The 25,603-nt window shown below is 61.5% G+C and carries 21 protein-coding genes and 1 tRNA gene; 14 read left to right on the forward strand and 8 right to left on the reverse strand.

The features are described from left to right. The first annotated feature begins 65 nt into the window (after positions 1 to 65). The 3 genes from AC1D3C_RS17165 to AC1D3C_RS17175 all read left to right on the forward strand — a co-directional run bounded on the left by AC1D3C_RS17165 (position 66) and on the right by AC1D3C_RS17175 (position 3,402). Positions 66 to 203: a hypothetical protein gene (locus AC1D3C_RS17165; protein ID WP_247033482.1), complete on the forward strand. Its 138-nt coding sequence runs from the start codon at positions 66 to 68 to the stop codon at positions 201 to 203. Between the two features lie 219 nt (positions 204 to 422). Beyond that, positions 423 to 2,258: a methyl-accepting chemotaxis protein gene (locus tag AC1D3C_RS17170; protein ID WP_477483730.1), complete on the forward strand. Its 1,836-nt coding sequence runs from the start codon at positions 423 to 425 to the stop codon at positions 2,256 to 2,258. A 280-nt stretch (positions 2,259 to 2,538) separates the two neighbouring features. After that, positions 2,539 to 3,402 carry a LysR family transcriptional regulator gene (locus AC1D3C_RS17175; protein ID WP_247033486.1) on the forward strand — a complete coding sequence of 288 codons (864 nt, stop codon included), beginning with the start codon at positions 2,539 to 2,541 and terminating at the stop codon, positions 3,400 to 3,402. A gap of 13 nt (positions 3,403 to 3,415) precedes the next feature. Here AC1D3C_RS17175 and AC1D3C_RS17180 read toward each other — a convergent pair whose 3' ends face one another. Both AC1D3C_RS17180 and aceA read right to left on the reverse strand, forming a co-directional pair. Continuing rightward, positions 3,416 to 3,655 carry an SMc00767 family acetate metabolism repressor gene (locus AC1D3C_RS17180; protein WP_038539861.1) on the reverse strand — a complete coding sequence of 80 codons (240 nt, stop codon included), beginning with the start codon at positions 3,653 to 3,655 and terminating at the stop codon, positions 3,416 to 3,418. A 32-nt stretch (positions 3,656 to 3,687) separates the two neighbouring features. Next, positions 3,688 to 4,977, reverse strand: coding sequence for an isocitrate lyase (gene aceA / locus AC1D3C_RS17185; protein WP_247033487.1), 1,290 nt, complete (start codon positions 4,975 to 4,977; stop codon positions 3,688 to 3,690). A gap of 208 nt (positions 4,978 to 5,185) precedes the next feature. Here aceA and AC1D3C_RS17190 point away from each other — a divergent pair, with 208 nt between their 5' ends. From AC1D3C_RS17190 to AC1D3C_RS17210, 5 genes are all read left to right on the forward strand, one after another. After that, on the forward strand, positions 5,186 to 6,604 hold the full coding sequence (locus AC1D3C_RS17190; RefSeq protein ID WP_477483731.1) for a helix-turn-helix domain-containing protein: 1,419 nt from the start codon (positions 5,186 to 5,188) through the stop codon (positions 6,602 to 6,604). Positions 6,605 to 6,727: 123 nt separating this feature from the next. Then, on the forward strand, positions 6,728 to 7,825 hold the full coding sequence (locus AC1D3C_RS17195) for a polyamine ABC transporter substrate-binding protein (RefSeq protein WP_038539870.1): 1,098 nt from the start codon (positions 6,728 to 6,730) through the stop codon (positions 7,823 to 7,825). Between the two features lie 73 nt (positions 7,826 to 7,898). Next, positions 7,899 to 9,056 (forward strand): ABC transporter ATP-binding protein, encoded by a 1,158-nt coding sequence (locus tag AC1D3C_RS17200; RefSeq protein WP_477483732.1) that lies wholly within the window; start codon positions 7,899 to 7,901, stop codon positions 9,054 to 9,056. Positions 9,057 to 9,071: 15 nt separating this feature from the next. Continuing rightward, positions 9,072 to 9,989 carry an ABC transporter permease subunit gene (locus AC1D3C_RS17205; RefSeq protein ID WP_247033491.1) on the forward strand — a complete coding sequence of 306 codons (918 nt, stop codon included), beginning with the start codon at positions 9,072 to 9,074 and terminating at the stop codon, positions 9,987 to 9,989. Between the two features lies 1 nt (position 9,990). Beyond that, positions 9,991 to 10,809 (forward strand): ABC transporter permease, encoded by an 819-nt coding sequence (locus AC1D3C_RS17210; protein WP_477483733.1) that lies wholly within the window; start codon positions 9,991 to 9,993, stop codon positions 10,807 to 10,809. Between the two features lie 3 nt (positions 10,810 to 10,812). On the opposite strand, the gene AC1D3C_RS17215 is transcribed toward AC1D3C_RS17210, so the two are convergent. Together AC1D3C_RS17215 and AC1D3C_RS17220 are read right to left on the reverse strand one after the other, a co-directional pair. Next, positions 10,813 to 11,058: a DUF6460 domain-containing protein gene (locus AC1D3C_RS17215; RefSeq protein ID WP_477483734.1), complete on the reverse strand. Its 246-nt coding sequence runs from the start codon at positions 11,056 to 11,058 to the stop codon at positions 10,813 to 10,815. A 28-nt stretch (positions 11,059 to 11,086) separates the two neighbouring features. Continuing rightward, positions 11,087 to 12,985 (reverse strand): AsmA family protein, encoded by a 1,899-nt coding sequence (locus tag AC1D3C_RS17220; RefSeq protein WP_477483735.1) that lies wholly within the window; start codon positions 12,983 to 12,985, stop codon positions 11,087 to 11,089. Between the two features lie 157 nt (positions 12,986 to 13,142). Here AC1D3C_RS17220 and AC1D3C_RS17225 point away from each other — a divergent pair, with 157 nt between their 5' ends. Beyond that, entirely contained in the window at positions 13,143 to 15,095 is a 1,953-nt protein-coding gene (locus AC1D3C_RS17225; protein WP_477483736.1) for an acetoacetate--CoA ligase, read from the forward strand. Between the two features lie 345 nt (positions 15,096 to 15,440). Here the strand turns inward: AC1D3C_RS17225 and AC1D3C_RS17230 are convergent, their stop codons facing one another. Next, positions 15,441 to 19,349 (reverse strand): ATP-binding protein, encoded by a 3,909-nt coding sequence (locus tag AC1D3C_RS17230; RefSeq protein WP_477483737.1) that lies wholly within the window; start codon positions 19,347 to 19,349, stop codon positions 15,441 to 15,443. 237 nt (positions 19,350 to 19,586) lie between these two features. Between AC1D3C_RS17230 and AC1D3C_RS17235 the strand changes: the two genes are divergently transcribed. Both AC1D3C_RS17235 and AC1D3C_RS17240 read left to right on the forward strand, forming a co-directional pair. Then, a complete protein-coding gene (locus AC1D3C_RS17235; protein ID WP_038539897.1) occupies positions 19,587 to 20,033 on the forward strand; it encodes a phasin in 447 nt (148 codons plus the stop codon). A gap of 147 nt (positions 20,034 to 20,180) precedes the next feature. Further along, positions 20,181 to 20,257: transfer RNA gene (locus tag AC1D3C_RS17240), tRNA-His, on the forward strand. A 129-nt stretch (positions 20,258 to 20,386) separates the two neighbouring features. On the opposite strand, the gene AC1D3C_RS17245 is transcribed toward AC1D3C_RS17240, so the two are convergent. Continuing rightward, on the reverse strand, positions 20,387 to 21,031 hold the full coding sequence (locus AC1D3C_RS17245; RefSeq protein WP_477483738.1) for an NrsF family protein: 645 nt from the start codon (positions 21,029 to 21,031) through the stop codon (positions 20,387 to 20,389). Further along, positions 21,028 to 21,576, reverse strand: a complete 549-nt coding sequence (locus AC1D3C_RS17250; RefSeq protein WP_038539905.1) for a sigma-70 family RNA polymerase sigma factor — start codon at positions 21,574 to 21,576, stop codon at positions 21,028 to 21,030. The genes AC1D3C_RS17245 and AC1D3C_RS17250 overlap by 4 nt, the downstream gene beginning before the upstream one ends. A 185-nt stretch (positions 21,577 to 21,761) precedes the next feature. On the opposite strand from AC1D3C_RS17250, the gene AC1D3C_RS17255 reads away from it, so the two are divergent. From AC1D3C_RS17255 to AC1D3C_RS17265, 3 genes are all read left to right on the forward strand, one after another. Continuing rightward, entirely contained in the window at positions 21,762 to 22,022 is a 261-nt protein-coding gene (locus tag AC1D3C_RS17255) for a pentapeptide MXKDX repeat protein (protein ID WP_038539907.1), read from the forward strand. Positions 22,023 to 22,117: 95 nt separating this feature from the next. Then, complete coding sequence (locus AC1D3C_RS17260; protein ID WP_477483739.1) at positions 22,118 to 22,972, forward strand: cytochrome b/b6 domain-containing protein; 855 nt, start codon at positions 22,118 to 22,120, stop codon at positions 22,970 to 22,972. Next, a complete protein-coding gene (locus tag AC1D3C_RS17265; protein WP_477483740.1) occupies positions 22,969 to 23,745 on the forward strand; it encodes a molybdopterin-binding protein in 777 nt (258 codons plus the stop codon). The genes AC1D3C_RS17260 and AC1D3C_RS17265 overlap by 4 nt, the downstream gene beginning before the upstream one ends. A gap of 8 nt (positions 23,746 to 23,753) precedes the next feature. On the opposite strand, the gene AC1D3C_RS17270 is transcribed toward AC1D3C_RS17265, so the two are convergent. Beyond that, positions 23,754 to 25,586, reverse strand: a complete 1,833-nt coding sequence (locus AC1D3C_RS17270) for a sensor histidine kinase (protein WP_477483741.1) — start codon at positions 25,584 to 25,586, stop codon at positions 23,754 to 23,756. Between the last annotated feature and the right edge of the window lie 17 nt (positions 25,587 to 25,603).

The raw sequence follows: 25,603 nt of genomic DNA on the forward strand, positions 1-25,603 counted from the left end.
AGGCATGCGCTTCCTGCCGGTGGCGGCTGGAGCGCCAGAGCAACTTGCCTTGGAGTGCCGTTTCCATGCAGAGACCCAGCCGTGCCCGCGCAATCGCAATCGCTAAGGTTCAGGATAACCAGAAGCTCATTCGCCTGCGTTTTCTCGCGATCGCCATCGGTGCAACGGCCGCGCTCCTCGCGCTTCCGACGCTTTTCTTCTAAGAGCTTCCGCTCTTCGATCTTATCGCGCGCCTGAATGGCGGCGGTCTTAAGCCACGCTCGCGAGCGCTGGCGTCTTGTTTTGCGCATTTCCGACCTACGGTTTGCGTCAGCTCCGCACCTCGGCGGCCTCTTTAATTCAATACATTCAAATTTAGTAATTTTTCACTTCCGCCAGCGATATTCGGTCAGTTCATAGTTTTGTGGGGAAGCTGGCCTTTTATGATCAAAATCCTGCCGTCATCCGTGGTATCGCGGATCGTTCTTCTCTGCCTCTTGATGATCTTCCTCGCGGTGATGGCCGTTGGCGGTCTCACCTATGCCTACCTGCGCGGCGATATCATGGATACGGCGAGGGGAGATGCGCGCAAGGCGATACGCACCATGAGCCTGCTTTACGATCTTGAGCTGGATGGCGCCAAAAGCGAGATCCGCGACGGCGCGGTCATCCGTGTCAGCCAAGGCGAGGGGACGGTGAAAGATCATGACATGGTCGATCGCACGGCAACAGCCATCGGCGGCGTCGCGACCCTGTTTGAAAAGAAGGGCACCGACTATGTCCGGATATCGACCAATGTGAAGACGGAAAAGGGCGAGCGGGCGGTCGGGACCAAGCTTGCCGCAGAGCACCCGGCGCAGCCGTTTCTGGTGCGCGGAGAGGCCTATTTCGGTCCCGCAGTGTTGTTCGGCAAGGATTTCATGACGGGTTATTTCCCGATCACCAATGCTTCGAACGGCGTCACCGGTCTGCTTTTCATCGGCATTCCGATGGAAGTCTATTTCGCCCATATCGCTACCGCGGGCTATGTCGTCATCGGCACGTCGCTCGCCGCTCTCCTCGTCGTCGGCATTGCAAGCCTGTTCGCCCTTCGCATGCTGCTCCGGCCGCTCGGCGTGCTGACTGGCACCGTGCATGCGCTTGCCCAAGGCAATGACGCCACCGAAATACCCTATGCTGAACGCCGCAACGAATTCGGCAATATCGCCCGCGCCTTGGAAGTCTTCCGGGAAGCGGCGCGTGAGAAGCGACAGATGGAAAGCCGCAGTGCCGAGGATCGCGCCGAAGCGGAGGCCGAACGCCGCCGCAACGATGCCGAAAAACAACGTGTCGACCGTCAAATCGACACGGCAGTCAGCGAATTGGGTGCGGCTTTGGCCCGCCTGGCTGATGGCGATCTGTCGAGCACGATCGAGACGCAGTTCTCCGGTCGGCTGGAACAACTTCGCACCGACTTCAATGGCTCTATCATCCGGCTGCGCGATACGCTTTCTCACATCCGCCAAAGCACGCTCTCCATCCAGAAGAGCAGTGCCGATCTCAGCCATTCCTCGGAAGAGCTTTCGCGACGCACCGAAACCCAGGCAGCTTCCCTCGAAGAGACGGCCGCCGCCGTTGATGAGATCACCGCAACGGTCCGTTCTTCGGCCGAACGCGCCCACGAGGCCAACCGCGCCGTTTCGCTCACCAAGAAAAGTGCCGACAGTTCCGGCACGGTGGTGAGCAATGCGGTCGGCGCCATGGGACGCATCGAGGAGGCTTCGGGAAAGATCGAGTTGATCATCGAGGTGATCGACGACATCGCTTTCCAGACCAACCTGCTGGCGCTCAATGCCGGCATCGAGGCGGCCCGTGCCGGCGAGGCCGGCAAGGGTTTTGCCGTCGTGGCGCAGGAAGTTCGCGAACTGGCGCAACGTTCCGCCAGTGCCGCCAAGGAAATCAAGGACCTGATCACCCAGTCGAGCCGGGAGGTCGGCTCCGGTGCCGGCCTGGTGCAGGAGGCGGGCGAAGTGCTGGCGGCGATCAGCCAGCAGATCACCGGCGTCAGCCAGCACGTGGAAATGATCGCGACCGCCAGCCAGGATCAGTCGGCCGCATTGCAGGACATCAACAACTCCGTCAACCGCATGGACCAGATGACCCAGCAGAACGGCGCGATGGTCGGCGAAACCACGGAAGCGAGCCGACGCCTTGCAAGCGAAGCGGATGCCCTGCTTGAACTGGTAGAGCAGTTCCGCATCGATACGAGCAGTCGTTCCCGTTACTCTCGCGCTGCGTAATATTTGCGGATGTCAAAGTAGGGGTGACGCCGCCTTTACGTCTGCTCCTGAACCGCAGCAGGCTGGCGAACCAGCTCGGATAGGGCTGGGCGTAACGTTCATAAAAATCGTTTTCCGCGGCTACGTCACGACGGATGGACTTTGTTCCGAAGGGATAGGAAAAGGCGGCTGCGACGATGTTCTCATGCATCGGAATTGCTCCGTTTGTGGAAATCGTCTCCTCTATTAAACCTCAAAAACTGCTTCTTGTACCGCCGATTTCCCGCTATGTCTTTCACTCATGAAAAACATCAACTGGGATGCCTACGAGCTTTTCATGCAGGTCGCCCGGCTTGGCGGCCTGTCCGGTGCTGCCGGCATCACCGGATTGAGCCCCGCGACGATCGGCCGGAGGATGCTCGATCTGGAAGAGGCAGTCGGGCGGCCGTTGTTTTTACGCAGCCGTACCGGCTATCAGCTGACCGCCGACGGGTCTGCGTTGCTTGCCCAGATTCTGGAGATGGAAGGCGCCGCCCGCCGCATCGAGAGCTGGAAACGGGAAGGCGCCGGTTCGACACTGGTGCGGGTCGCCTGCGGCACCTGGCTTGCCTGGATGTTCACCCGCAATCTCTCGCTTATCCGCACTGAGCGCGATGACTTCCGCCTCGATTTCTATGTCGCCGAGCGACGAGCGAGCCTTGTGCATCGGGAAAGCGATATCGGCATCCGCGCGTTCGAACCGGACGAGCCGAACCTCGCGGCGACCAGGCTCGGGGAAGTCGCCTATGCGGCCTATCGGGCCCGCAACGCCCATCCCTCGGCTGCCGAACGCTGGCTTGCGGTCTCGGAGGAGGACGCGATTTCCGCCTATTTGCGCTGGCCGCATCAGGAACGGGGAGGTCAGGTGGTCGTCACCGTCAACCGCCCGCGTTCTCTGCGTGATCTGGCACTTGGCGGCGCCGGGACCGCGGTCCTGCCCTGTTTCGTCGGCGATCAGGACATGCGGCTGGAGCGCGTCGGAGGAGAGATCGAAAGCCTGCGCCACAATCAGTGGATCGTCATGAACAACGACGATCGCCACCGCCGGGATATCCGCGCGGTGGTCGATCGGATGGTGAAGTTCGTCCGCGGCCACGGCCCGCTTTTCGCAGGCCGCCAGCCTTAAACCTGTCTTTCGATCACTGCATCCGGTTGGTGACGACGACCGGGATCATCAGGTCGCCCCAATGACCGCCGCCGCCATGGTGCCGGGCGGAACGGACGAGCTCCACCGAAACCCCGGCCTCGACCGCCTTCATGATTGCATGGTTGAGGCGGTGCAGATCGTTGGCAAGCGTGCGGATTGCTGCCTGCTGGTCGGGCGTCATCGCCGTCGACTGCTCTTCTGCGCGTTCCTTGACGTGGGTCTGGATGTTCATGTCGGTTCTCCTCCTTGTGATGGGGTTCAGGCTTATTCCGCAGCCGGCCGGAATTGGTCGTGTTCCGTGGATTCCTTCATTGCGGTGGTGGACGAAAGTCCGCCGGTGATGGCGACGGAGACGGCGTCGAAATAGCCGGTGCCGACCTCGCGCTGATGTTTGGTGGCGGTATAACCGTTGATCTCGGCGGCGAATTCCGCCTCCTGCAGCTCCGAATAGGCGGCCATCTGGCGGTCCTTGTAGCCACGGGCGAGCTCGAACATGCCAAAATTCAGCTGGTGGAAACCGGCGAGCGTGATGAACTGGAACTTGTAGCCCATCGCACCCAGTTCCCGCTGGAACTTGGCGATCGTCGCGTCGTCGAGGTTCTTTTTCCAGTTGAACGACGGCGAGCAGTTATAGGCGAGCATCTTGCCGGGATGCGCCTTGTGGACCCCTTCCGCAAACCGACGGGCCTGTTCGAGATCCGGCTTCGAGGTTTCGCACCAGATGAGATCGCAATAGGGCGCATAGGCGACGGCGCGGGCGATGCAGGGTTCGAGCCCGTTCGTGACCTGGTAGAAGCCCTCCACTGTCCGGCCGGCATCGTAGTCGACGAAGGGCTGGTCGCGCTCGTCGATATCCGAGGTGAGCAGCTTGGCCGCTTCTGCATCGGTGCGGGCGATGACCAGCGTCGGCGTGCCCATGACGTCGGCGGCAAGCCGCGCGGCCGTCAGGTTGCGAATATGTGCGGCGGTCGGGATCAGCACCTTGCCGCCGAGATGGCCGCACTTCTTTTCCGATGCGAGCTGGTCTTCGTAATGGACGCCGGCGGCGCCCGCCTCGATGAATGCCTTCATGATCTCGAAGGCGTTGAGCGGCCCGCCGAACCCAGCTTCCGCATCCGCAACGATCGGCGCGAACCAGGTCTCGACCGAAAGACCCTTGCCTTCGGCGGTCTCAATCTGGTCGGCACGTTGCAGGGTGCGGTTGATGCGCCGCGCCAGTTCCGGTGCCGCATTGGCCGGATAGAGCGACTGGTCCGGATACATGGCGGATGCGGTATTGGCATCGGCCGCGACCTGCCACCCGGAGAGGTAGATTGCCTTCAGCCCGGCGCGGACCTGCTGCATGGCCTGGTTGCCGGTCATCGCGCCGAGCGCGTTGACGAAGTCTTCGCGGTGCAGCAGCGACCACAGCCGGTTGGCGCCCATCTCGGCAAGCGAATAACGGATCTCGGCCGAACCGCGCAGCCGCTTCACGTCCTCGGCGGAGTAAGGGCGTTCGACACCCTCGAAACGCCCTTTTTGAGCGCCTGGAACCAGCGTGTAAAAATCTGTCATTGCTTTCCTCCTATGTAAATCGGCGAGCCAAGATATGGCGCTTTTGATGTGACTGAATTTACAGAAAAGAATGCTGCACTGCCAGAAAAGATACAAAAATGCGGGTATGAAAGGGGTTAGGTTGTCTTGTCTTTCACAAAGGGTTCTGTGAAGATGTCACAATGGTAAATGCGGCGGGCTGGCCGATTTTGTAAAAGCGGTGACAAAAGTGACGGAGCGAAAGATTTTTGCCGGCCCGCGGGTACGGCGGGTGCGATTGGGGCTTGGGCTCACCCAGACGGCCATGGCCGAAGCGCTAGGCATTTCGCCCTCCTATCTCAACCTCATCGAGCGCAACCAGCGGCCGCTCACGGTCCAGCTCCTCTTGAAGCTTGCCTCGGTCTACAAGGTCGATCTCGATACGCTGCAGGGGGAAGGTGGCGGCCTTGCGGGGCGGCTGCGCGAGGTGTTCGCCGATCCGCTGCTGGCGGGCGAGATCCCGGGGGATCAGGAAATCATCGAGGTGGCGGAAGCTGCCCCCAACGCGGCGCTGGGGCTGATGAAGCTCTATCGCGCTTATCGCGAGCAAGCGGCCCGGCTTTCGGATCTTTCCGATCTGCTGGCCCGCGAGGGTCACGAGACCTCGATCGCCGGCACGCGCCTGCCGATCGACGAGGTGCGCGAGACGCTGCAGCGTCGCCCCAACTTTTTCGCGCGTGTCGAGGATGCGGCCGAAACTTTCATGGCTAGGCTCGGGACCGGCGACGAACTGCCTGGCGCCTTGAAGGCCTGGGCGAAGAACGAGCACGGCATCGTGGTGCGTACGCTGCCGGTTCATGCCATGCCGAACCTGCGCCGGCGGTACGACCGCCATTCCATGCGGCTGTTTCTGTCAGAACGGCTCTCGCCCTTCGACCGGACGCGCGAGCTTGCCATGGAAGTGGCGCTGCTTGCATTGGGCCAGGAGATCGCCGCCGAACTCGATGATCTAAAACTTTCCACCAACGAGGCGCGTCGCATCGGCCGCTTCGAGCTCGCCCGTTATGCCGCCCATGCGCTGATGATGCCTTATGGGGCTTTTTTCACGGCGGCCCAGCGTGCCCGATACGACCTCGACGTATTGCGCTCCCGTTTCGACGTGTCGTTCGAGCAGGCCGCCAACCGGCTCACGTCGCTTGCCCGGACCGGCACGCCGGGCATTCCGTTTTTCCTGATGGAAGTCGATCACGCCGGTAACGCCATCCGCCGTGCCGGTGCGCAGGGGTTCCCGCAAGCACGTTTCGGCGGGCTCTGTCCGAAGCTCGGCCTTCATGCCGCCTTCCTTCAGCCGGGGCAGGTTCTCGTCGATCGGGTCGAGATGCCGGATGGCGCCGCATTCCTAACGGTGTCGCGCACGCTCGAAGGCCCGCAGGCGGGATTCGGCGAGCGTATCCGCCGTACGGCAATTCTTCTCGGCTGCGATCTGTCGAGCGGCGGCGACACCGTCTATGGCGAGGCACTGCCGGGGGCCGTCGGAACGGTGCTTGCCGGCACCGCCTGCCGGCTCTGCGAAAGGCAGGGTTGCCTCTCCCGCGCCGAGCCTCCGGTCACGAGACCGCTCGGTCTGGATGAGATGGTGACCGGTCTCAGTGCCTTCGATTTTCAATGAGTTTTGCGGCGGCGCACATTCCCCCTTGTGGGGTGTAAAATTACTTTTTACTCTCGCGAAAAAATATAAGGGAATTAGGCGCGATTTGACGATTGCGCAGACAAAACTGGAACAGGAGAGATCATGAAAAGTCATTTGCTCAGCCTTGCCGCCGCAGTTGCCGCGGCGGCTTTCGCCGCGACGGCTGCTCTGGCCCAGGAGCGTGAAGTCCGCGTCTACAACTGGTCGGACTATATCGATGAATCGATCCTGGGGGATTTCACCAAGGAGACCGGCATCAAGGTCATCTACGACGTGTTCGACAACAACGAGATGCTGGAGACCAAGCTTCTGGCTGGCGGCTCCGGTTACGATGTCGTCGTGCCGACCGGCCCGTTCCTGGCCCGTCAGATCCAGGCCAAGGTGTTCCAGAAGCTCGACAAGTCGAAACTGCCTAATCTTTCCAACATGTGGCCGGTGGTTACCGAGCGGCTGGCGAAATACGATCCCGGCAATCTGTATGCCGTCAACTACATGTGGGGCACCACCGGCATCGGCTATAACGTCGACAAGGTGAAGGCCGCACTCGGCGACGTGCCGATCGACAGCTGGAATGTTCTCTTCAAGCCGGAAAACGCCGCAAAACTGAAGTCCTGCGGCATCAACATCCTCGATGCATCCGACGAGACTTTTGCGATCGCGCTGAACTATCTCGGCAAGAACCCCGACAGCAAGGACACCAAGGACCTCGAAGCCGGCGGCGCCGTCTACTCGAAAATTCGCAAGTCGGTGAAGACCTTCAATTCGTCGGCCTATATCGATGAACTCGCCAATGGCGACAGCTGCATCACCATCGGCTGGTCGGGCGACGTGTTGCAGGCCAAGACCCGCGCCGAGGAAGCCAAGAACGGCGTCAAGATCCGGTTCGTCATTCCCAAGGAAGGCACGTATATGTGGTTCGACAACCTCGCGATCCCCGCGGACGCGAAGCATGTCGATGAGGCGCATGCCTTCATCAACTACCTGATGAAGCCGGAAGTCATCGCCAAGGCTTCCAACTTCGTTCAATACGCCAATGGCAACCTGGCTTCGCAGAAGTTCATCGACAAGGAAGTCTTGGAAAATCCCTCCGCCTATCCACCGGAAGACGTCGTCAAGAAGCTCTTCACCATTTCGCCATACGGGCCGCGCGAGCAGCGGGTCCTGAACCGGGTCTGGACGCAGATCAAGACCGGTAGCTGATCAAGGGCGGGGCAGGCGGAAACGTCTGCCCCGATTACTTTCGGGCGGCCATCGGGGCGAAATGGGGTAAGGCATGGCGAAATCTCTTGGGCCGGTTAAACGCAAATTTTCTCCCTGGGCTGATCCTTCAGCGGTTCCGTTCATCCGTTTCGAAAACATCACCAAGCGGTTCGGCACCTTCACCGCCGTGGATAACCTGACGCTCGATATCTACGAGCGGGAGTTCTTCTCGCTGCTCGGGCCGTCCGGTTGCGGCAAGACGACGCTGATGCGCATGCTCGCCGGCTTCGAGGAGCCGACCGAAGGCCGAATCCTGCTGCAGGGCAAGGATATTTCCGGCGTGCCACCCTATCGCCGGCCCACCAACATGATGTTCCAGTCCTACGCGCTCTTCCCGCATATGACGGTCGAAAAGAATGTCGCCTTCGGCCTGGAGCAGGACAATCTTCCGAAGGGTGAGGTCGCCGCCCGTGTCGAGGAGATGCTGAAGCTCGTCAAGCTGGAGCAGTTCGCCAAACGCAAGCCGAACCAGCTTTCCGGCGGTCAGCGCCAGCGCGTCGCGCTCGCCCGGTCTCTCGCCAAGCGCCCCAAGGTGCTGCTGCTCGACGAACCGCTCGGTGCGCTCGACAAGAAGCTGCGCGAAGAGACGCAGTTCGAGCTGATGGACCTGCAGACCAAGCTCGGCCTCACCTTCCTGATCGTCACCCACGACCAGGAAGAGGCGATGACCGTGTCCGATCGTATCGCGGTCATGGACAAGGGCCTGATCATGCAGGTGGCAACGCCGGCCGAGATCTACGAAGCGCCGAACAGCCGCTACGTTGCGGATTTCATCGGCGACATCAATATCCTCGAAGGCACGGTCACCTCGACGGACAGCGCCCTCGGCATGCCCGGCTCGGTCAGGATCGACTGCGACGGGATCGCCGTCTCCGTCGAGCAGGAATGCCAGGCGGTGAAGGGCGACAAGGTCGCTTTCGCGGTGCGGCCGGAAAAGGTGCGTATCTCGGCCGATCAGCCGGCCGATATCTCGGCCAATGCGGTTTACGGCGAAGTCTGGGACATCGGTTATCTCGGCGACTTCTCGGTTTTTCTCGTCAGGCTCGCGGATGGCCGAGTGGTGCGTGCGGCGCAGGCCAACGTCTCCCGCCTCGTCGACCGGCCGATCACATTCGGCGACATGGTGTGGCTCACCTGGCCGCTCGATGCCGGCCTCGTGTTGACGCGTTGAGCGGGGGACAGGGAGATGGCAAGCGTTTCCGAAACCCACCCCGCCAACAAACCCAATCCCGCCCGCTGGCTGGTGGTCGCGGTTCCCTATCTCTGGCTGCTGCTGTTTTTCGCAGCGCCTTTCCTGATCATCTTCAAGATATCGTTGTCGGAGACGACGATCGCCATGCCGCCCTATACGCCGCTCTTTGAAGGGTTTGGCGCATTCGGCGACTTCGTCTCGGAACTCGACTTCGACAACTACCTCTTCCTGACCGGCGACCCTCTTTACATCGAAGCCTACCTGTCTTCGCTGCGCATCGCCGTGATCTCAACCTTCCTGCTGCTGCTGATCGGTTATCCGATGGCGCTCGCCATGGCCCGCGCGCCGACGATGCTGCGGCCGACGTTGGTCATGCTGGTCATCCTGCCGTTCTGGACGTCGTTCCTGATCCGCGTCTATGCCTGGATCGGCATCCTGAAACCCGATGGACTGCTGACGCTGCTGTTCCGGTCGGTCGGCCTGCTCGGCGTAGACGATCAGGTGCAGATCCTGCGCACCGATTATGCCGTCTTCATCGGAATCGTTTATTCCTACCTGCCCTTCATGGTCCTGCCGCTCTATTCGGCACTGGAGAAGATGGACAATACGCTCTTGGAGGCCGCAAGCGATCTCGGCTGCCCGCCCTGGAAGGCGTTCTGGAAGATCACCTTCCCGCTGTCGCTGCCTGGCGTTATTGCCGGTTCGATGATCTGCTTCATTCCGATCACCGGCGAATTTGTCATCCCGGACCTGCTGGGCGGCGCCGACACGCTGATGATCGGCAAGACGCTGTGGACGGAGTTCTTCGGCAATCGCGACTGGCCGCTGGCATCGGCCGTGGCGGTCATCCTGCTGATCATGCTGGTCGTGCCAATCATGATTTTCCAGAACCAGCAGAAGAAGGTGGCTTGAGATGAAATCATCCCGCTTCGACGCCACCGTCCTTACCCTCGGTTTTGCCTTCCTCTACATCCCGATCATCATCCTGGTGGTCTATTCCTTCAATGCTTCCAAGCTCGTCACGGTCTGGGGCGGGTTTTCGCTGCAATGGTATCGCACCATGTGGTCGAACCAGGGCCTCATGGATGCCGCCTGGGTGACCGCACGCGTTGGCGTCATCAGCGCCACGATCGGCACCGTGCTGGGCACGCTTGCGGCGCTTGCCCTGGTGCGGTTCACGCGCTTTCGCGGCCGGATGCTGTTTTCCGGGATGATCTATGCGCCGCTCGTCATGCCGGAAGTGATTACCGGCCTGTCGCTGCTGTTGCTGTTCGTCGCCGTCGGTATCGATCGCGGTTTCTGGACGGTCGTTATCGCGCATACGACGTTCACCATGTGCTACGTGGCGATCGTCGTGCAGTCGCGGCTGCTGACCTTCGACCTCAGCCTCGAGGAGGCGGCGCTCGATCTCGGCTGTCCTCCAGTCAAGACCTTCTTCAAGATCACCCTGCCGCTGATCTTCCCCGCCGTCATCGCCGGCTGGATGCTGGCTTTCACCCTGTCGCTGGACGACCTCGTCATCGCGAGCTTCACGACCGGTCCGGGTGCCACGACGCTGCCGATCAAGATCTACAGCCAGGTGCGCCTGGGCGTCACACCGGAGATCAATGCGATCTGCACCATCCTGATCGGGCTGGTGACGATCGGCGTCATCATCGCCTCGATCAGCACCAAGCAGACGGAAATGCGCCGCATCCGCGACGAGCATGTCGCCGCTCGCGGCACGACCTGACGATCATTCGCCCCGCGGCGGTAGGAAGATATAGATGAGCAGCCACGCCGGCAGCACGATGACGGCGCCGAGCACGATGCGCGGCACCGACCAGATATAGGCGTTTTCGAGCCCGACCCTGATATCGTCCGGCGTCAGATGCAGGAGCGCCAGTAGCGTCGGCATGGTGATGCCGAAGAAGCTGAGCACTGCGCCCATGATGAGGCAGGCGAGCAGCGCCTTGCATAGATTGATCAGGAATCTCGACACCAGATAACCCCCATCCGGTTGGTTCGGTTCATTGTAGGGGCTTCGCCGGAGTTTGCGAAACGGGCCAGATGACGGGGTTCGGCCAGGAGCCGCCGATGAAGACTATCAGCGGTGCCGCCTTGGTGCCCTGCGCAATCGGCTCGATGGTTGCGGAGAGCGCGAGGCTGCTGTTGATATAGGGAACAACGCCGGAAAGCGTCAGGTTCTCGGAAGGGCCGGTGATCTTTCCTTCGCGGATATCCGCCGAACCATCCGCGAGATTGGCGGAGATGTCGATATGGTCGAATTCCAGGCTGCCGCTACCGGCATCGCTTAATGGAAAATAGGGTTTTTGGGCTGCAAGCTGCCGGACACCGGCAAGATTGACGCCGGAAAGCGAGCCGCGGTCCGTCCGAAAGCGGAGCGTGCCTTTCGCATTGCGCCAGGCTTCCGGTTCCAGCGGCCGATCGACGTCGAGCGCCAGATCCAGCGACCCGCGCGCCGCCGGAAGCGGGCCGGCGAGGCCAAGTTCCCTGACGATATTGCCGAAATCCGCGTCCTGGATGGCAAGGCGCAGCGCCACGGCTCCGGCCGTACCGCCCTTCACCGTAGCGATCCGGCCGGTCAGTCGGCCGGTCTCGAAATCGCTGTCGGCGATGTCGATGCGCGATTGCTCGCCGACGTTCATGATGCTTACGGCGGCTTCCGAAAGCTGGAAAGGCCCGAGCGTCGCCTGCCGGGCGGAAAGCCTCAGGTCGAGTTCCAGGCCGGCGAGATGGCTATTGCCCCGACTGGTGTCACCCATGGCGCGCGGCGCGATGGCGGCAAGCGCTGCGGAAAGGTCCATCCGGTCGAAGGCGAGCGTACCGGTGAGCCTCGCCGGCCGGTCAGGCGGCAGCACGAGATCGAGTATGCCGGTCGCCTTGGCGTCGTTCAGGCCGAGGGACAGGTTGTCCAAGCGCAGGATGTCTTCGTTGGTGACGAGGCGGGTATTCAACGAGAAGCTCTTCAGGCGCTCGACACCGGCAAAGTTCAGCCCGGCCCAGCGCATCGCCGTCGAAAGGTCGGGAACTGTCAGTTCGGCATCGCCGGAAAGAAACGCATGCGCCGCCAGATTGGCGACGCCGCGGAACTGGCCATGAAAGAGAGCGGATGCCATCGTGCCGGAGATATTGCCGCTTTTGCCCGAGAGCAGCAGCAGCGGCTGCGTCGAACTCATATCCAGCGTCAGCGCCTGGCCGTTGAGATTGGCATCCGCCTTCAGTTCCAGGCCCCGGGACAGCCAGGGCCAGTCGAGCGTGCCGTTTATCGACTGGAACCGCGTGATCCGGCCGCTGGCGACGTCGGAGATCTCGAATGTCCCGTTGCTGATGCGGACATCGCCCATCCGCGCATCGTCATCCGTCGCCAGTGCCTGACTGCTGCCGTCCGGCCGCGCATCGCGCACGGCGCGGCTGAGCAGCCCGTCATTCGCCCAGTCGAGCCTGCCGTCGGCCTCCCTGAGGACATAGATCTCCGGGTTCGTCAGGCGAAAATCCTTGAACTCCGGCTGTCCGAGCAGAGCCTGAAGAAGATCGAAGGAGGCCGAAAGCCGCGAGACCCGGCCGAGCACCCGCTCACCACCCTCTGCCTGCTTGCGGATGGTGATCTCCCTGAGCGTGATCCTGGGCTCCGGCCAGAAGCGGATATCCGGCGTCCCCTCAATCGTCACATCGTGGCCGGTCCATTCGGCGACCGCCCGCTCCATGCTTTCGCGCACCACGGTCGATGAAACCAGGAACGGCGCGATGAGCTGGAAAAGCGAAAAGAGGCACACTGCGACGATGGCGCCGATCAGAACGCGGCGCGACCGCCGGCCCAGCGGGCGGCTCAGGTTCTTCCGCAGATGTCCGAACGGATTGGTGAGCATGATCACACGCGCATTATAGGAAATGCCGGGTTCGCGCAAATCCGTGAAACTTCCCTGGCGGTCTCCTTTATAATGCGGTGCAACATGCTATAAAAACCGATACGCTGCGACCTTGCAGGATCTGGCGTGGAGGGAGATGGGGCAGAACCCTGGTTCCGATGTCGGGGTGGGGTTCTCCGAGGGTGGAGGAATGGGAATGGGCAATGAACAGCCGCTCTGGAGCCCCTCGGCGGAAGCACAGCAGAAAACCCCGCTTTATCATTTCATCAGCTGGTGCGCCGAGCGCTTTGGCAAAAGTTTTCCCGACTATGATGCGTTCTACGCGTGGTCGATCGGCGAGCGCGCCGATTTCTGGTCCGCGGTCTGGGAGTTCTGCGGCGTCAAGGGCGAGCGTGGCGACCGAGTGCTGATCAACGGCGAAGACATGCTTGACGCTCGCTTTTTCCCTGATGCCACGCTGAATTTCGCCGAAAATCTGCTCTCCGGAACAGGCGCCGGAGACGCGCTGATCTTCCGCGGCGAGGACAAGGTGAGCTATCGCTGGTCCTGGGATAGGCTTCGCGCCGAAGTCTCTCGTCTGCAGCAGGCCTTCAGGGTGCTCGGTATCGAGAAGGGCGACCGGATTGCTGCGATGATGCCGAATATGCCGGAAACCATTGCCTGCATGCTGGCCGCCGCCTCGATCGGTGCCATCTGGTCTTCCTGTTCACCTGATTTTGGTGAACAGGGCGTGCTCGACCGTTTCAGCCAGATTGACCCAAAGCTGTTCATCACCTGCGACGGCTACTGGTACAACGGCAAGCTTCAGGACGTCGCCGCCAAGGTGAGGGCGGTTTCCTCGGTCCTGAAGACACCGGTTCTGGTGGTGCCTTATGCCGGCGACGCCTCCACGCTCGCTGCATCGCTTGCCGATGCCCGCACGCTTACGGATTTCACGGCCCCTTACGAGGCGCGGGCGATCGAGTTCGCGCCGTTGCCATTCTCCCATCCGCTCTACATTCTCTTCTCGTCCGGTACGACCGGGGTGCCGAAATGCATCGTCCATTCGGCCGGCGGCACGCTGCTACAGCATCTCAAGGAACATCGCTTCCATTGCGGCCTCAAGCCCCGCGAAAAGCTGTTTTATTTCACCACCTGCGGCTGGATGATGTGGAATTGGCTGGTGTCAGGCCTTGCAGTCGGCGCCACGCTCTGCCTGTTCGACGGTTCGCCGTTTGCGCCGGATGGCAATGCCCTGTTCGACTATGCCGAAGCTGAAAAGTTCGCGGTGTTCGGCACCTCGGCAAAATACATCGACGCGGTCCGCAAGGGCGGCATCGCACCGAAGCAGAGCCACGATCTGGCCGCGCTCAGGCTCGTCATCTCCACCGGTTCGCCGCTATCGCCGGAAGGTTTTTCCTTTGTCTACGAAGGCATCAAATCCGACGTGCATCTGGCCTCGATTTCGGGCGGTACCGACATCGTTTCCACCTTCGTGCTCGGCAATCCGCTGAAGCCGGTCTGGCGCGGCGAGATCCAGGGGCCGGGCCTGGGGCTCGCCGTCGACGTCTGGAACGACGACGGCAAGTCGGTGCGCCGGGAAAAGGGCGAGCTCGTCTGCACCAAGGCCTTCCCGTGCATGCCGCTCATGTTCTGGAACGATCCCGGAGGCCAGAAATATCGCGCCGCCTATTTCGAGCGCTTCGAGAATGTCTGGTGCCACGGCGATTTCGCCGAATGGACCGAACATGACGGCATCGTCATCCACGGCCGTTCGGACGCGACGCTCAATCCGGGCGGCGTGCGGATCGGCACCGCCGAGATCTATAATCAGGTGGAGCAGATGGAGGAGGTCGCGGAAGCCATCTGCATCGGCCAGGACTGGGACGACGACGTCCGCGTCATCCTCTTCGTCCGCCTCGCGAACGGCCTGACGCTGAGTGACGATCTCGGCAAGGCGATCAAGGCCCGCATCCGCACCGGCGCATCGCCGCGCCACGTGCCGGCCAAGGTCATTCAGGTCGCCGATATCCCCCGCACCAAGTCCGGCAAGATTGTCGAACTCGCAGTCCGCGACGTCGTGCACGGCCGGGCGGTCAGGAACAAGGAGACGCTCGCCAACCCGGAAGCGCTTGATCTGTTCGACGGCCTTGCCGAGTTGAAAAGCTGAATGGCCGGGTATCCCCGACGAGGCGAGATGTATCGATACGGTACATCTCCAGCATAAATTCCAGAAATGGAGCGCCGTTAACGCGCTATTAAGCCGCTTTGATCAAAAGTGGAGCAACATGGTTTCGTCTCGTGTATGAAATACGCCTAGCCGCGAGCTTTCATAGACATGACGTCTCCACCGACCCTCGTTGGACAGCATTAAACTTCAAAGGCAGCTTCGGCTGCCTTTCTTTTCACGTTATTCTCAACTCTGAGATGCTGATATTCCAGATCGCAACCGTGTCCCGTTGGCGAGAAACAGGGTATTACCTGCGGCATGCCAAATCCGGTTACAATCTCCTGATCAATTCGCAAGCACCCGCGGCGAAGGGAAGGTAATCTCCACCAGCGTGCCCTCGTTCGGCGCCGAAGTGATCGCGAAGGCGGCGCGATTTGCGTCGACCATCGCCTTTGTCAGCGGCAGGCCAAGACCGGTACCGTCGCCGCGCTTGTGCGAGGCGCTCGACACCTGGCGGAACGGCTTCATGGCAAGCTCCAGTTCCGAGCGGGTCATGCCGATGCCGGTGTCGCGGACGCGAAGTACCACGTTTCCATTGGTCTCGTAGGCGGTGGAGACGACGATCTGGCCGCCCGAGGGCGTGAAGCGGATGGCGTTCGACAGGATGTTCAGGACGATTTGCTTGATCGAGCGCGGATCGGCGACCACCTGCGGCACGGCATGCGAGAGGGCCGTGCGGATGATGACGCGCTGGCCGTTTGCCTGCGGCTGCACCAGCGAGACGGCTTCCGAAACGGCTTCGTTGAGGCCGACGGCCACGAAATCAAGCTCCATCTCGCCCGCCTCGATCTTGGAAATGTCGAGGAGGTCGTTGACGATATCGAGCACGTGTCGGCCGGAGCGGCTGATGTCGTTGGCATATTCGACATAACGCGCATGGCCGATCTGGCCGAAGCGCTCGCTCGCCATCATGTCGGCAAAGCCGATGATCGCGTTGAGCGGCGTGCGGATTTCATGGCTCACATGGGCGAGGAATTCGCTCTTATGGGCATTTGCGGTCTCGGCGGCGCGCTTGGCGGTACGCAACTCGTCTTCGGTGCGCTTCCACTGGGTGATGTCGCGGATGACGGCGCAATACCCGTTCGAGGAGGTCAGCTTGCCGATCGTCATGAACAGCGGCAGGAATCCGCCGGAAGCTTCGCGGCCGATCACTTCGCGGCCGTCGTTGAGGACGCTGGCGACGCCGTGGCCGGCAAGGCCTGCGAGATAATCGAGAATCGCCCGCTGGCTCTCGTGCGCAAACAGCGTGACGAAGGGTTTGCCGCTGATCTCTTCATTATCGTAGTTGAAGAGCGCGCTCGCCGCCCGGTTCAGCGAACGTATGTCGCCTTCCGCACCGATGATGACCACGCCGTCGGTGGCCGTTTCCAGGATCGCGCGCAGTTCCGTTACCTCGACCTGCAGCTTTGCCAGCTGGTCGGCGGCGCGCGGTGCGCGCAACGGAATGACTTCTGCCGCTTGGCCGTCCTCGGTGGAGCCCTGTACCTCGGCCACGACCGGCATCAGCGCCAGCATGAGGACAGTCGAATTGTCCCAGCGGACGGATTGAAGGCGTGCCGTCACCGGCACCAGTTCATCGTCGGCGCGCACCACGACCATGCCGCCGGCCTCAGCCGTCTTGCCTTCGAGATCCTGGCGCTGCAGCAGCGCATCGAGACCGCCGACTTCCGCCAGTTCGTCGATCGAAGCATAACCGGTCAGCCGCAGGAATTCAGGATTTCCGTGGATCAAAAGGTCGCCGCTATGCACGAGAAGCGCCACCGGCATCTGGTCGACGATTTCCGCGGAAAGACCGATCCGCTCGCGGACCGGGATCATCTGGCTCAACAGTTCACGGTCGGACAGTTCCGGATGCGGGTCGGCAGGCGCCTCTGCGGCATCTTCCGCCTCTTCAGTGGGCTCGATCGGCGCGTCGGCAAAAGCCTCGTTCGCTCCTTCGGCGAATGCGACCGCCTCTTCCTCGGAAATCTCTTCTGAAACGGGGGCGACAGGTTCCTCGCGCACAGTCTCCTGTTCGAGCTGGGTGGGCTCTATCGCGGTCGGCTCGTTCTGTTCGACAACGGATACGTCCGCCTCGACCGGGGTCCCCGGCTTCTTTTCCTCGTTACGGCGACCGACGAAATTGTCGAGCTGGCGGGCGATCTCGCGGAAAGCAGCCTGTTCGACGGGGGTCAGCCCGTCGCGGCGGTTGGAACGACGCTCCTCGAGCTGGATGACCTTGTCGGATTGGCGGCGGCCGGCGTTTTCGACGATCCGGAGCGCCGGGCGTTCGCCTGCCGGCCAGTCGAGCAGCGAAGGGATCTGCCGGCCGGACATGGACGGCTGCGGCCTGTCCTCCGGGGCAGGCTCCAACGGCAGGTCTTTCGCAAGCAAGTCTTCGGATGGTGTCGCATCGGCTGATATGTCTTCGGCGACCGCAGGCTGCTCGGCATCTTCCGCGAGTTCCGGCTCTTCGAACGCGGCGTGTTCCTCGGCCGCGGAAGTCTCTGCAGCCGGTTCTTCGCTCGCGGAGCTTTCAGCGTTTGCGTCTTCGGCCGAGCCTATCCCAGCTGGCGCATCGATGGCTTCGTCCTGCCCAACGGCCAGACCGTCTTCTGCCGTCAAGTCCGCTGCATCGGCGGGCATCTCATAGGCTTCGGAAACAGCCTCAGCTTCCGGTTCTGCCACATCCTCCGGCACGGTGCGGGTCAGCGTCAGGCCAACGGCGTTCGGATCCTCGGCTGCATCGCCGATGCGCACGATGCCGAACCCGCGAAAACCGTCGAACTCGCGGGTGCGGGTATAGGTCGGCAGCGCGGCGAGATCGACCGGCACCATCAAAGACGTGCCCTCGACCGGCCACCAGATCGTCTTGCCGGACCAGGTATCGCGCTTGTTGAGCAGTTCGGTGATCTTGCCCTCGGGGTCAAGATAGAAGAGGGCGGCCAGATCGGTAAAGGCCATGCCGTTGATATCGGCGGCATGCGGGCCGACAGCGTCGGCAAATTCGCTCGAAACTTCCCTGAACCGGCCCTCGGCATCGATCTTCCAGACGAAACGGGTCGCGCGCCCGTCGCGGCGGAAAACGAAACCGTCCGGTTCCGGCGCGGCAATTTCGGTGGCTGCGGGTTCGGCTGCAGGCGCTGCCTCCACCATCTCAGCCTCGCCAGCCACGGTTTCCTCGCTGGCGGTTTCGGAAACGACCTCTTCCGCCGCCCCGATCGTTGCTGCCGAGGAAAGGGCATCGATTTCCGCGTTCGGCGCGGCCTCTTCAGGCGCGACCTGTTCAATCGGTTCCTCGAAAGCAACAGCGTGGACGGGAGCAAAATTTTCGCTGGGCTCCAGCAAAATTTCTTCTTCCGGCTCTTCCGTGTCGACGATCTCCGACACGGCGGCAATCACATCGGCAAAACCGTCGGCAGGCGCGGGCTCGGCCGCGAAGTCTGCGGTGTCATCACTTGCGGCAAGTTCGGCCACGGCTTCTTCGACGGCTTCGGCATTCGCCGGCGCATCATCGCGCGGCTCGTAGCCGTTCGCGGCGGTGGCCCGGCCCTGTTCGGTCTCGACCGTGAATAGGAGATGCAGGGCCGGTTCGTTGGAAAGCTTGCCGATCGCAGCCGGCAGGTAGCCCTTGGAGGTGGGGATGGGGCGCTTGACGAGGCGGCTCGGATCGGCGCCCGCCATGGTCGTCATCATCTTGGCGGTGTGGGTGGAAACGCCGAGCCCCGCGAACTCGGCCGAGGCGGCGAGCACCTCGCCGTTTTCGTCGATCACCGCCATATGCGTATCGGGATCGTCGAAGCCTTCGATCATCCGGGCCGCAGAGGCCGAGGGTGAGAGCCTGCCTCGTTCCACCGGCGCGCTGAACAGTACCGCCGCTTCGCCCTGAACCTGAACAAGTTCGCAGACCGCCTGCACGGGAATGCGCTGGAAACCGGAAGCGACGCGGATCGTCAGGTTGCGGATGTCGCCGACTTCGCCGAGCTGGCGCGCAGCCGCTTCGATCTGGCGGAAGGCTATATCGACGCGGTTCGGACCCTGGTCGAGAAAATCGTAGATGGAGCCGAAGCCGAAAAGATCGGCGCCGCGCCCGTTCGCCCAGAGGGGGCTTTGCATGTCCGGAGAAAACAGCACGATCGCTTCGCCCGCCGCAAAACGATCGCGGACGCGCTCGTGCACGGCAATATCGATGAACGGGTATTGGACTGCGGACATAGGCAAAACCTACAGGACGTTTGTGACCGGATTTCTACGTAGTTTAACGGATTGTTAATAACCTTCCCCTGCCTTCGGGTCGAGAGCGGCGCCATCCAAACCTCCGACAGGGTTAATTCCGGGATTCATTTTATTGTGCACCGCACAATGATATTGCAATGCACAACGAGATGGTCTATATAAGAGGCATGACATCTTCGGTTCTGCCGAAGAAATCGCCAACGAGGACCTGAAACGATGGCATACAAGACCGACGATATCTTTTCCTTCTCCGCTTTCGATCCGTCCAAGATGACCGAAGGCTTCCGCGACTTCGCTGAAAAGGGTGCCACCCAGTCTCGCGAAGCTTATGCTAAGATGAAATCCGCTGCCGAGGAAGCCACCAAGACGGTGGAATCCACAATGCAGTCGGCACAGGCTGGCTCTGTCGAACTCGGCCTCAAGGCGATCGACGCGCTGCGTACCAATGCTGAAAACTCGCTGACCCATATGGAATCCTTGCTCGGCGTGAAGTCCTTTGCCGAACTGATCGAACTGCAGACTGGTTTCATCCGCAAGCAGGCAGAAATCACGGTTGAGCAGGCCAAGTCCATGCAGGACACCGCCCGCAAGATCGTCGAAGACGTGACGAAGCCCGGCAAGGAAGCCGCTGAAAAGGTCATGACGACCTTCAAGGCTGCCTAATTTTTAGAGCCTGATTTGAAGGAGAAGGCCGGAGCATGCTCCGGCCTCTTCTATTTGCGGGAAAGGACTTTCTATTTGCGGGATAGGACTTGCAAAAAAAGTCCGATCGCCGTATGTGACCCCCCAACGGCGCCCAAGGGCGCTTGTGCGGTTGTAGCTCAGTTGGTTAGAGCGCAGGTTTGTGGCACCTGAGGTCGGAGGTTCGAGACCCCCCAACCGTACCATTTTTCCAAAATCCCAATTTTTTTTGATATCCAGCCGAGCAGATTTGCGGCTGGATTCCCGTATTTGAATTGTGGCGGAACAAAACGGCGGGCCGATGAAAATATCGGATGTGAGGCGTTCCCGCCCGCTCACCAGCGCAGCAGGCGCGGTCCCAGAAGCGAGCCGGCAATGCCGGTCAGCAGGATACCCAGCGAGTACCAGATGAGCACGAAGGGCATGCCGTTCTCGGTGCAGAACCAGGAATAGACCCAGGCGCCGGCAGCACCCGCCGCGATGCCGGCGATGAAGCCGGTCAGCTTCAGATCAGTTGGTGCGCCATGGCGTAGCACCCAGACGTTGCCGGCAAATACCGGAAGCGCGAACAGGAAGATCAGCAGCGGGCAATGCAGCGCCGACGATCCGATGATCATTTTGGAATAGTTTTCGGCCGGCGACATCACCAGCTGGATTACGGCGACCACAGCCATGATCGCAACGATCGCCGCCGCGGTCTGGAAGAACCGTCCCCTGGAACCGTCAGGCCGTGCCAGATGATAGGCGGCGAGGAAAGCGGCGATCGCCAGCAGCGCATTGTAGGCGGATTTGATCCAGAACACCGGCAGCATCAGCGCTTCCGCCATGTCGATGCGCAGGCCGAGGATCGCCAGCATCAGTACCAGCGACACGACGAGCGCCGGCAGGACGCCGAGCACGAAGCGGCGTGCCAGCGCATGCCGCGGCACCGGCTTCAGGTCGCCTACTAGGCTGTCGATGATGTCGTCCGTCTTTCTCACTTTCCGCCTCGCAATTTCTCCGCCAGTGCCTTGAGCCCTCGGTGAATGCCGACCTTGACCGCCGATTCCGACTGACCGGTCCGGCTCGCCGTGTCGGCCACCGACTGGCCTTCGAGCTTCACCTGACGGATCAATTCCCGCTGTTTCGCCGGCAGGCTTTCCAGAAGCCGCTCGACATCCATCCGCGCGGAGATCGCTTCCTCATGGTCGTCGCTCTCGAAATCCTCGCCGAGCTCCGTTTCCGCCATCATCCGGCCGCCGCGGCCGCGATGGTGGTCGATCAGCTTGTAGCGGGCGATCGAGAAGAACCATGCCGTGAACGGTCGCTCGCGATCGTAGGTCTCCCGGCGCGAATGCAATGCCAGCAATGTCTCCTGGACAAGATCTTCCATGTCCGCTTTCGTTGCAGCAGCCATCCGGCGGCTGTAATATCCGACTAGCAGGACACGCACCGCGTTGAGCAAACGCCGATAGGCTGCCTCGTCCCCATCGAGGGACAGAAGCATCATAGCCTTCAGGGCTTCTTCCGAATGGGCGCTCGTCATGCTGTTTCAATGATCATTCGGAAAAGCACGTAAACGGTTACAGGTGGAATGGAAAATATTTCGAATGCTTTCGGCCTATCACATAACCGTGAAGCTGTAACGACTTTCTGCGTGGGTCGAATTGATGGTTGTGAGCCCTCGGCAGGCAGCCGGCGGACACATCGATTGATCCAGGAGGACATCCCATGACCAAGCTTCTTTCCAGCCTTGCAGCCTGCACCTTCGTCGTCGGCCTTTCGCTTGCCGGCGCGGCGAACGCCCAGAGCAGCACGAGCACCGACACGATGAAGAAGGACACCATGAAAACCGACACCATGAAGCAGAATTCGATGAAGAAGGATTCCATGGCGACCGGCACCAAGACCGACTGCATGCACAAGGCCGGCATGGAAAAGAACACGATGAAGAAGTCCGAGATGATGAAGGCCTGCGACGCAATGAAATAATGCCGTGAAATGATCTGACCGCGGCCGCTGAAACTTTTTGTCCGGCGGCCGCGTCTATCTGCTGGAGCCCACTTCCCGCATTCGGAGGAAATACCATGGCCACGATCGATGCCGGCGTTGCGACCGGGCGGACGATCATTTACCGCCACAGCCTGCTAGTGCGCCTCTCGCACTGGGTGAATGTGCTCTGCATGACCGTGCTGCTGTTCAGCGGCCTGCAGATATTCAATGCGCATCCGGCGCTCTATTGGGGCCAGTACGGTGCCGACAACGATCCGTCCTTCATTTCCATGGAAGCGGTCGAGGATGGCGACAAAGCCATGGGCGTGACGCGCGTCGGTTCACTGACCTTCAACACGACGGGGGTTCTCGGCCTCTCGCAGGTCGACGGCGAGGCGACCGCGCGCGGTTTCCCCGAATGGCTGACGATCCCGAGCTATCAGGACCTCGCGACCGGCCGGCGCTGGCATTTCTTCTTTGCGTGGCTGTTCGTGATCAACGGTTTCATCTATCTTGCCTACGGGCTGCTGAGCCGGCATTTCCGCCGCGATCTCTTACCCGCGGGAAATGAACTGACGCCCGCCCACATCGGCCATGAAATCGTCAATCACGCCCGGCTGCGGTTTCCGAAAGGGCCGGAGGCGCGGCATTACAACACGCTGCAGAAGCTAACCTATGTTGCGGTTATCTTCCTGCTCCTGCCGTTGATGATCCTCACGGGGCTCACCATGTCGCCCGGCTTCAACGCTGTGGCACCCTGGCTGCTCGATATATTCGGCGGCAGGCAGTCAGCCCGCACGATCCACTTCCTGACGGCCTTTTCCCTCACCGCCTTCGTGGTCGTCCACGTCGCGATGGTGATCCTGTCGGGCGTCTTCAACAATCTGCTTTCGATGATCACCGGCTATTACGCCATCGACCATGGGGACATAAAGGGAGACAAGCTATGAGCCGCATCATCACCCGCCGCCGCTTCCTGATCGGCGCGACCATGACGGCTTCGGCGCTCGGCCTGAGCGGTTGCGACGCGATTGTCGAAAGCGACCGGACGAAATCCGTCCTCAAGATCGCCGAGGGTTTTTCGATGAAGACCCAGCGTTTCCTGCTCGGCGACGATGCGCTGGCGCGCGAGTTCACTGAGGCGGATCTCTCGCCGGTGTTTCGCGCCAACGGCACCAGCATGCCGGACAATCCGCAATATCTCGACTGGATGAACCGGCAGTTCTCGACCTGGAGGCTGGATGTTGGCGGTCTGGTCGACAAACCGATGCAACTGTCGCTGGCTGAACTCAAGGCCCTGCCGGCCCGCACCCAGATCACCCGGCACGACTGTGTCGAAGGCTGGAGCGCGATCGGCAAATGGACCGGCGTGCCGCTGGGTGCGCTGCTCAAGACGGTCGGCCTGAAGCCGGAAGCTCGCTACATCGTCTTCCATTGTGCCGACGAATACGAAAAGACGCTCGATGGCACCGGCTGGTATTACGAGAGCATCGATCTGGTGGATGCCTTCCATCCGCAGACCATCCTTGCCCACACGATGAACGGCCGCGACCTTGAAGTTGCCCATGGCGCGCCGCTGCGGCTGCGTGTCGAGCGCCAGCTTGGCTATAAACAGGCGAAATATCTGACACGCATCGAAGCGGTTGCCGATCTCGGCCGTCTTTATGGCGGCAGCGGCGGTTTCTGGGAGGATCGCGGTTACGAATGGTATGCCGGGATCTGAGGAGGTGCTCAGGTTTCCGCCCGTGCCGGAGCAACCCTCGGAAGCCGGATGATGAACCGGGTGCCGCGGGCCCCGCCGGTCGGCGGGCTCTCGACGGTGATCGATCCGCCGAGTACTTCGGTGACGATCTGGTGGACGATATGCAGCCCGAGGCCCGTGCCGCCGCTGTGACGGGCCGTGGAAAAGAACGGTTCGAATATCTTCTGGATGTCCGTCTCGTTGATCCCGCGGCCGTTGTCAGTAAACTCGATGAGGACCTGCTCCCCCATTCTCCGAACATCGATGATGATCATGCCGGGTTTGCCCGCGTCGAAGGCATGCAGCAGCGAGTTGTTGAGGAGGTTCGACAGGACCTGGGCCAACGGTCCCGGATAGGTGGTGATCGCCAGATCATCAGGCACGTTCACCGTCAGGCTGATGCCGGCGCTGGCGTCCCATTTGCGCAGGCGCGGATCGGCATCGGGAATGAATGCGGCGAGATCGATATCCCGTCGCTCCAGCGTCGCCCGGTCGACTGCAACCTGTTTGAAACGTTGAACCAGCGCTGTGCAGCGGTGGATGGCGTCGCGGACCAGATCGAGGCTGGTATCGCTGTCTGCGACATAGAGGTCGAGATCCGAGCGGCGCAGCCCCGCTGCAATCCGTTCCTTGAAAAGCCTGAGATCCTTGGCGGCCTTGCTGAGCACGAGTGCCGCACTTCCAAGCGGCGTGTTCATTTCGTGGGCGACGCCGGCAACCATCAGGCCCAGCGACGACAGCCGTTCGGCTCGCGCAAGTTCCCGCTGGGTCACGTTCAGTTTTTCATTGGTGTCGCGCAGCGTCTTGTTCGTGTCCTCCATTTGCCGCGCCCATTCCGCCTCGGCCTCCATGCCGTTGGCCAGGCGGCCGGTTACCGCAAGCGCCACCATGGCGAGGATTGCCGCGACCGCGCCGAGAATGAGTTTCCCCCTCGTTTCCTGGTCGTTGATCGCGGCCGCCGAGTCACGGGCGAGCAGATAGAGGTCGGCACCCGCGGCACGTCTTTCCGCGACTTCGCCTGTTGCCAGCAAGCTCGCAACGGGCTGGAAGCGACGGTAGTTCCAAACGCCGCCCCTGCTGCCGAAAAGCCCTCTGTCCCCGTTGCCGATCGCCCGCAACATCTCCGCCTCAGCCGGGCCGGGCGTTGAGGCCCCAAGCTGCCAGCCCCAGTTCGCATCTGCATTTGGACCTTGGAGCCAGTATCCGGCCTGGTTCATCAGATAGAGCTCGACGCTCCTGTCGAGGCGCTTCAGGCGTTCGAGCAACCGCGTGGCGCGGTAGTTGATGACGATGATGCCCTGCTTGATCCCGTTGCGGAAGACAGGACTTGCAACGCGCAATGTCGGCAGATGGGGGACCTCGACCACGCCGTTTTCGATATTCAGATCGAGGGCAGAGAAATAGAGGCCGTTCAGCGGCAACTGAATCGTATCGCGGAAATAGGGCCGGTCCGCCTTGTTCTGCAGCTGCTCGCTGCTCACGACGACCGGTTCCGCGCCGCTGCGGCGGTTGACTCGCAGCCGCTCATTGCCGTCATTATCCAGCCACCGTACCTGATCGTAATCCGGCGAGCTGGCGGCGAAACTCTGGAAGATTTCAGCGCTTAGCGGAGCAAGCCGAGTGGTCGTTTCGCCGAAGCGCGATTGCAGGTCGGCCAGAAACAAAGCGTCGCGGCCCAGCCGGTCCAGGGCCCGACCGAGAATGTCATAGCCTTGCGACAGGGTCTCCTCCCTGTTGCGGGTCTGAGGTTCCCTCGCGTTCGCGCCGATCTGATGCCAGAGCAACGGAACGCCGATACCAAGTCCCACGACCCAGGGTACCACGAAGATAGCGAGCCGCC

This window comes from Neorhizobium sp. P1_A6 (assembly GCF_056406795.1).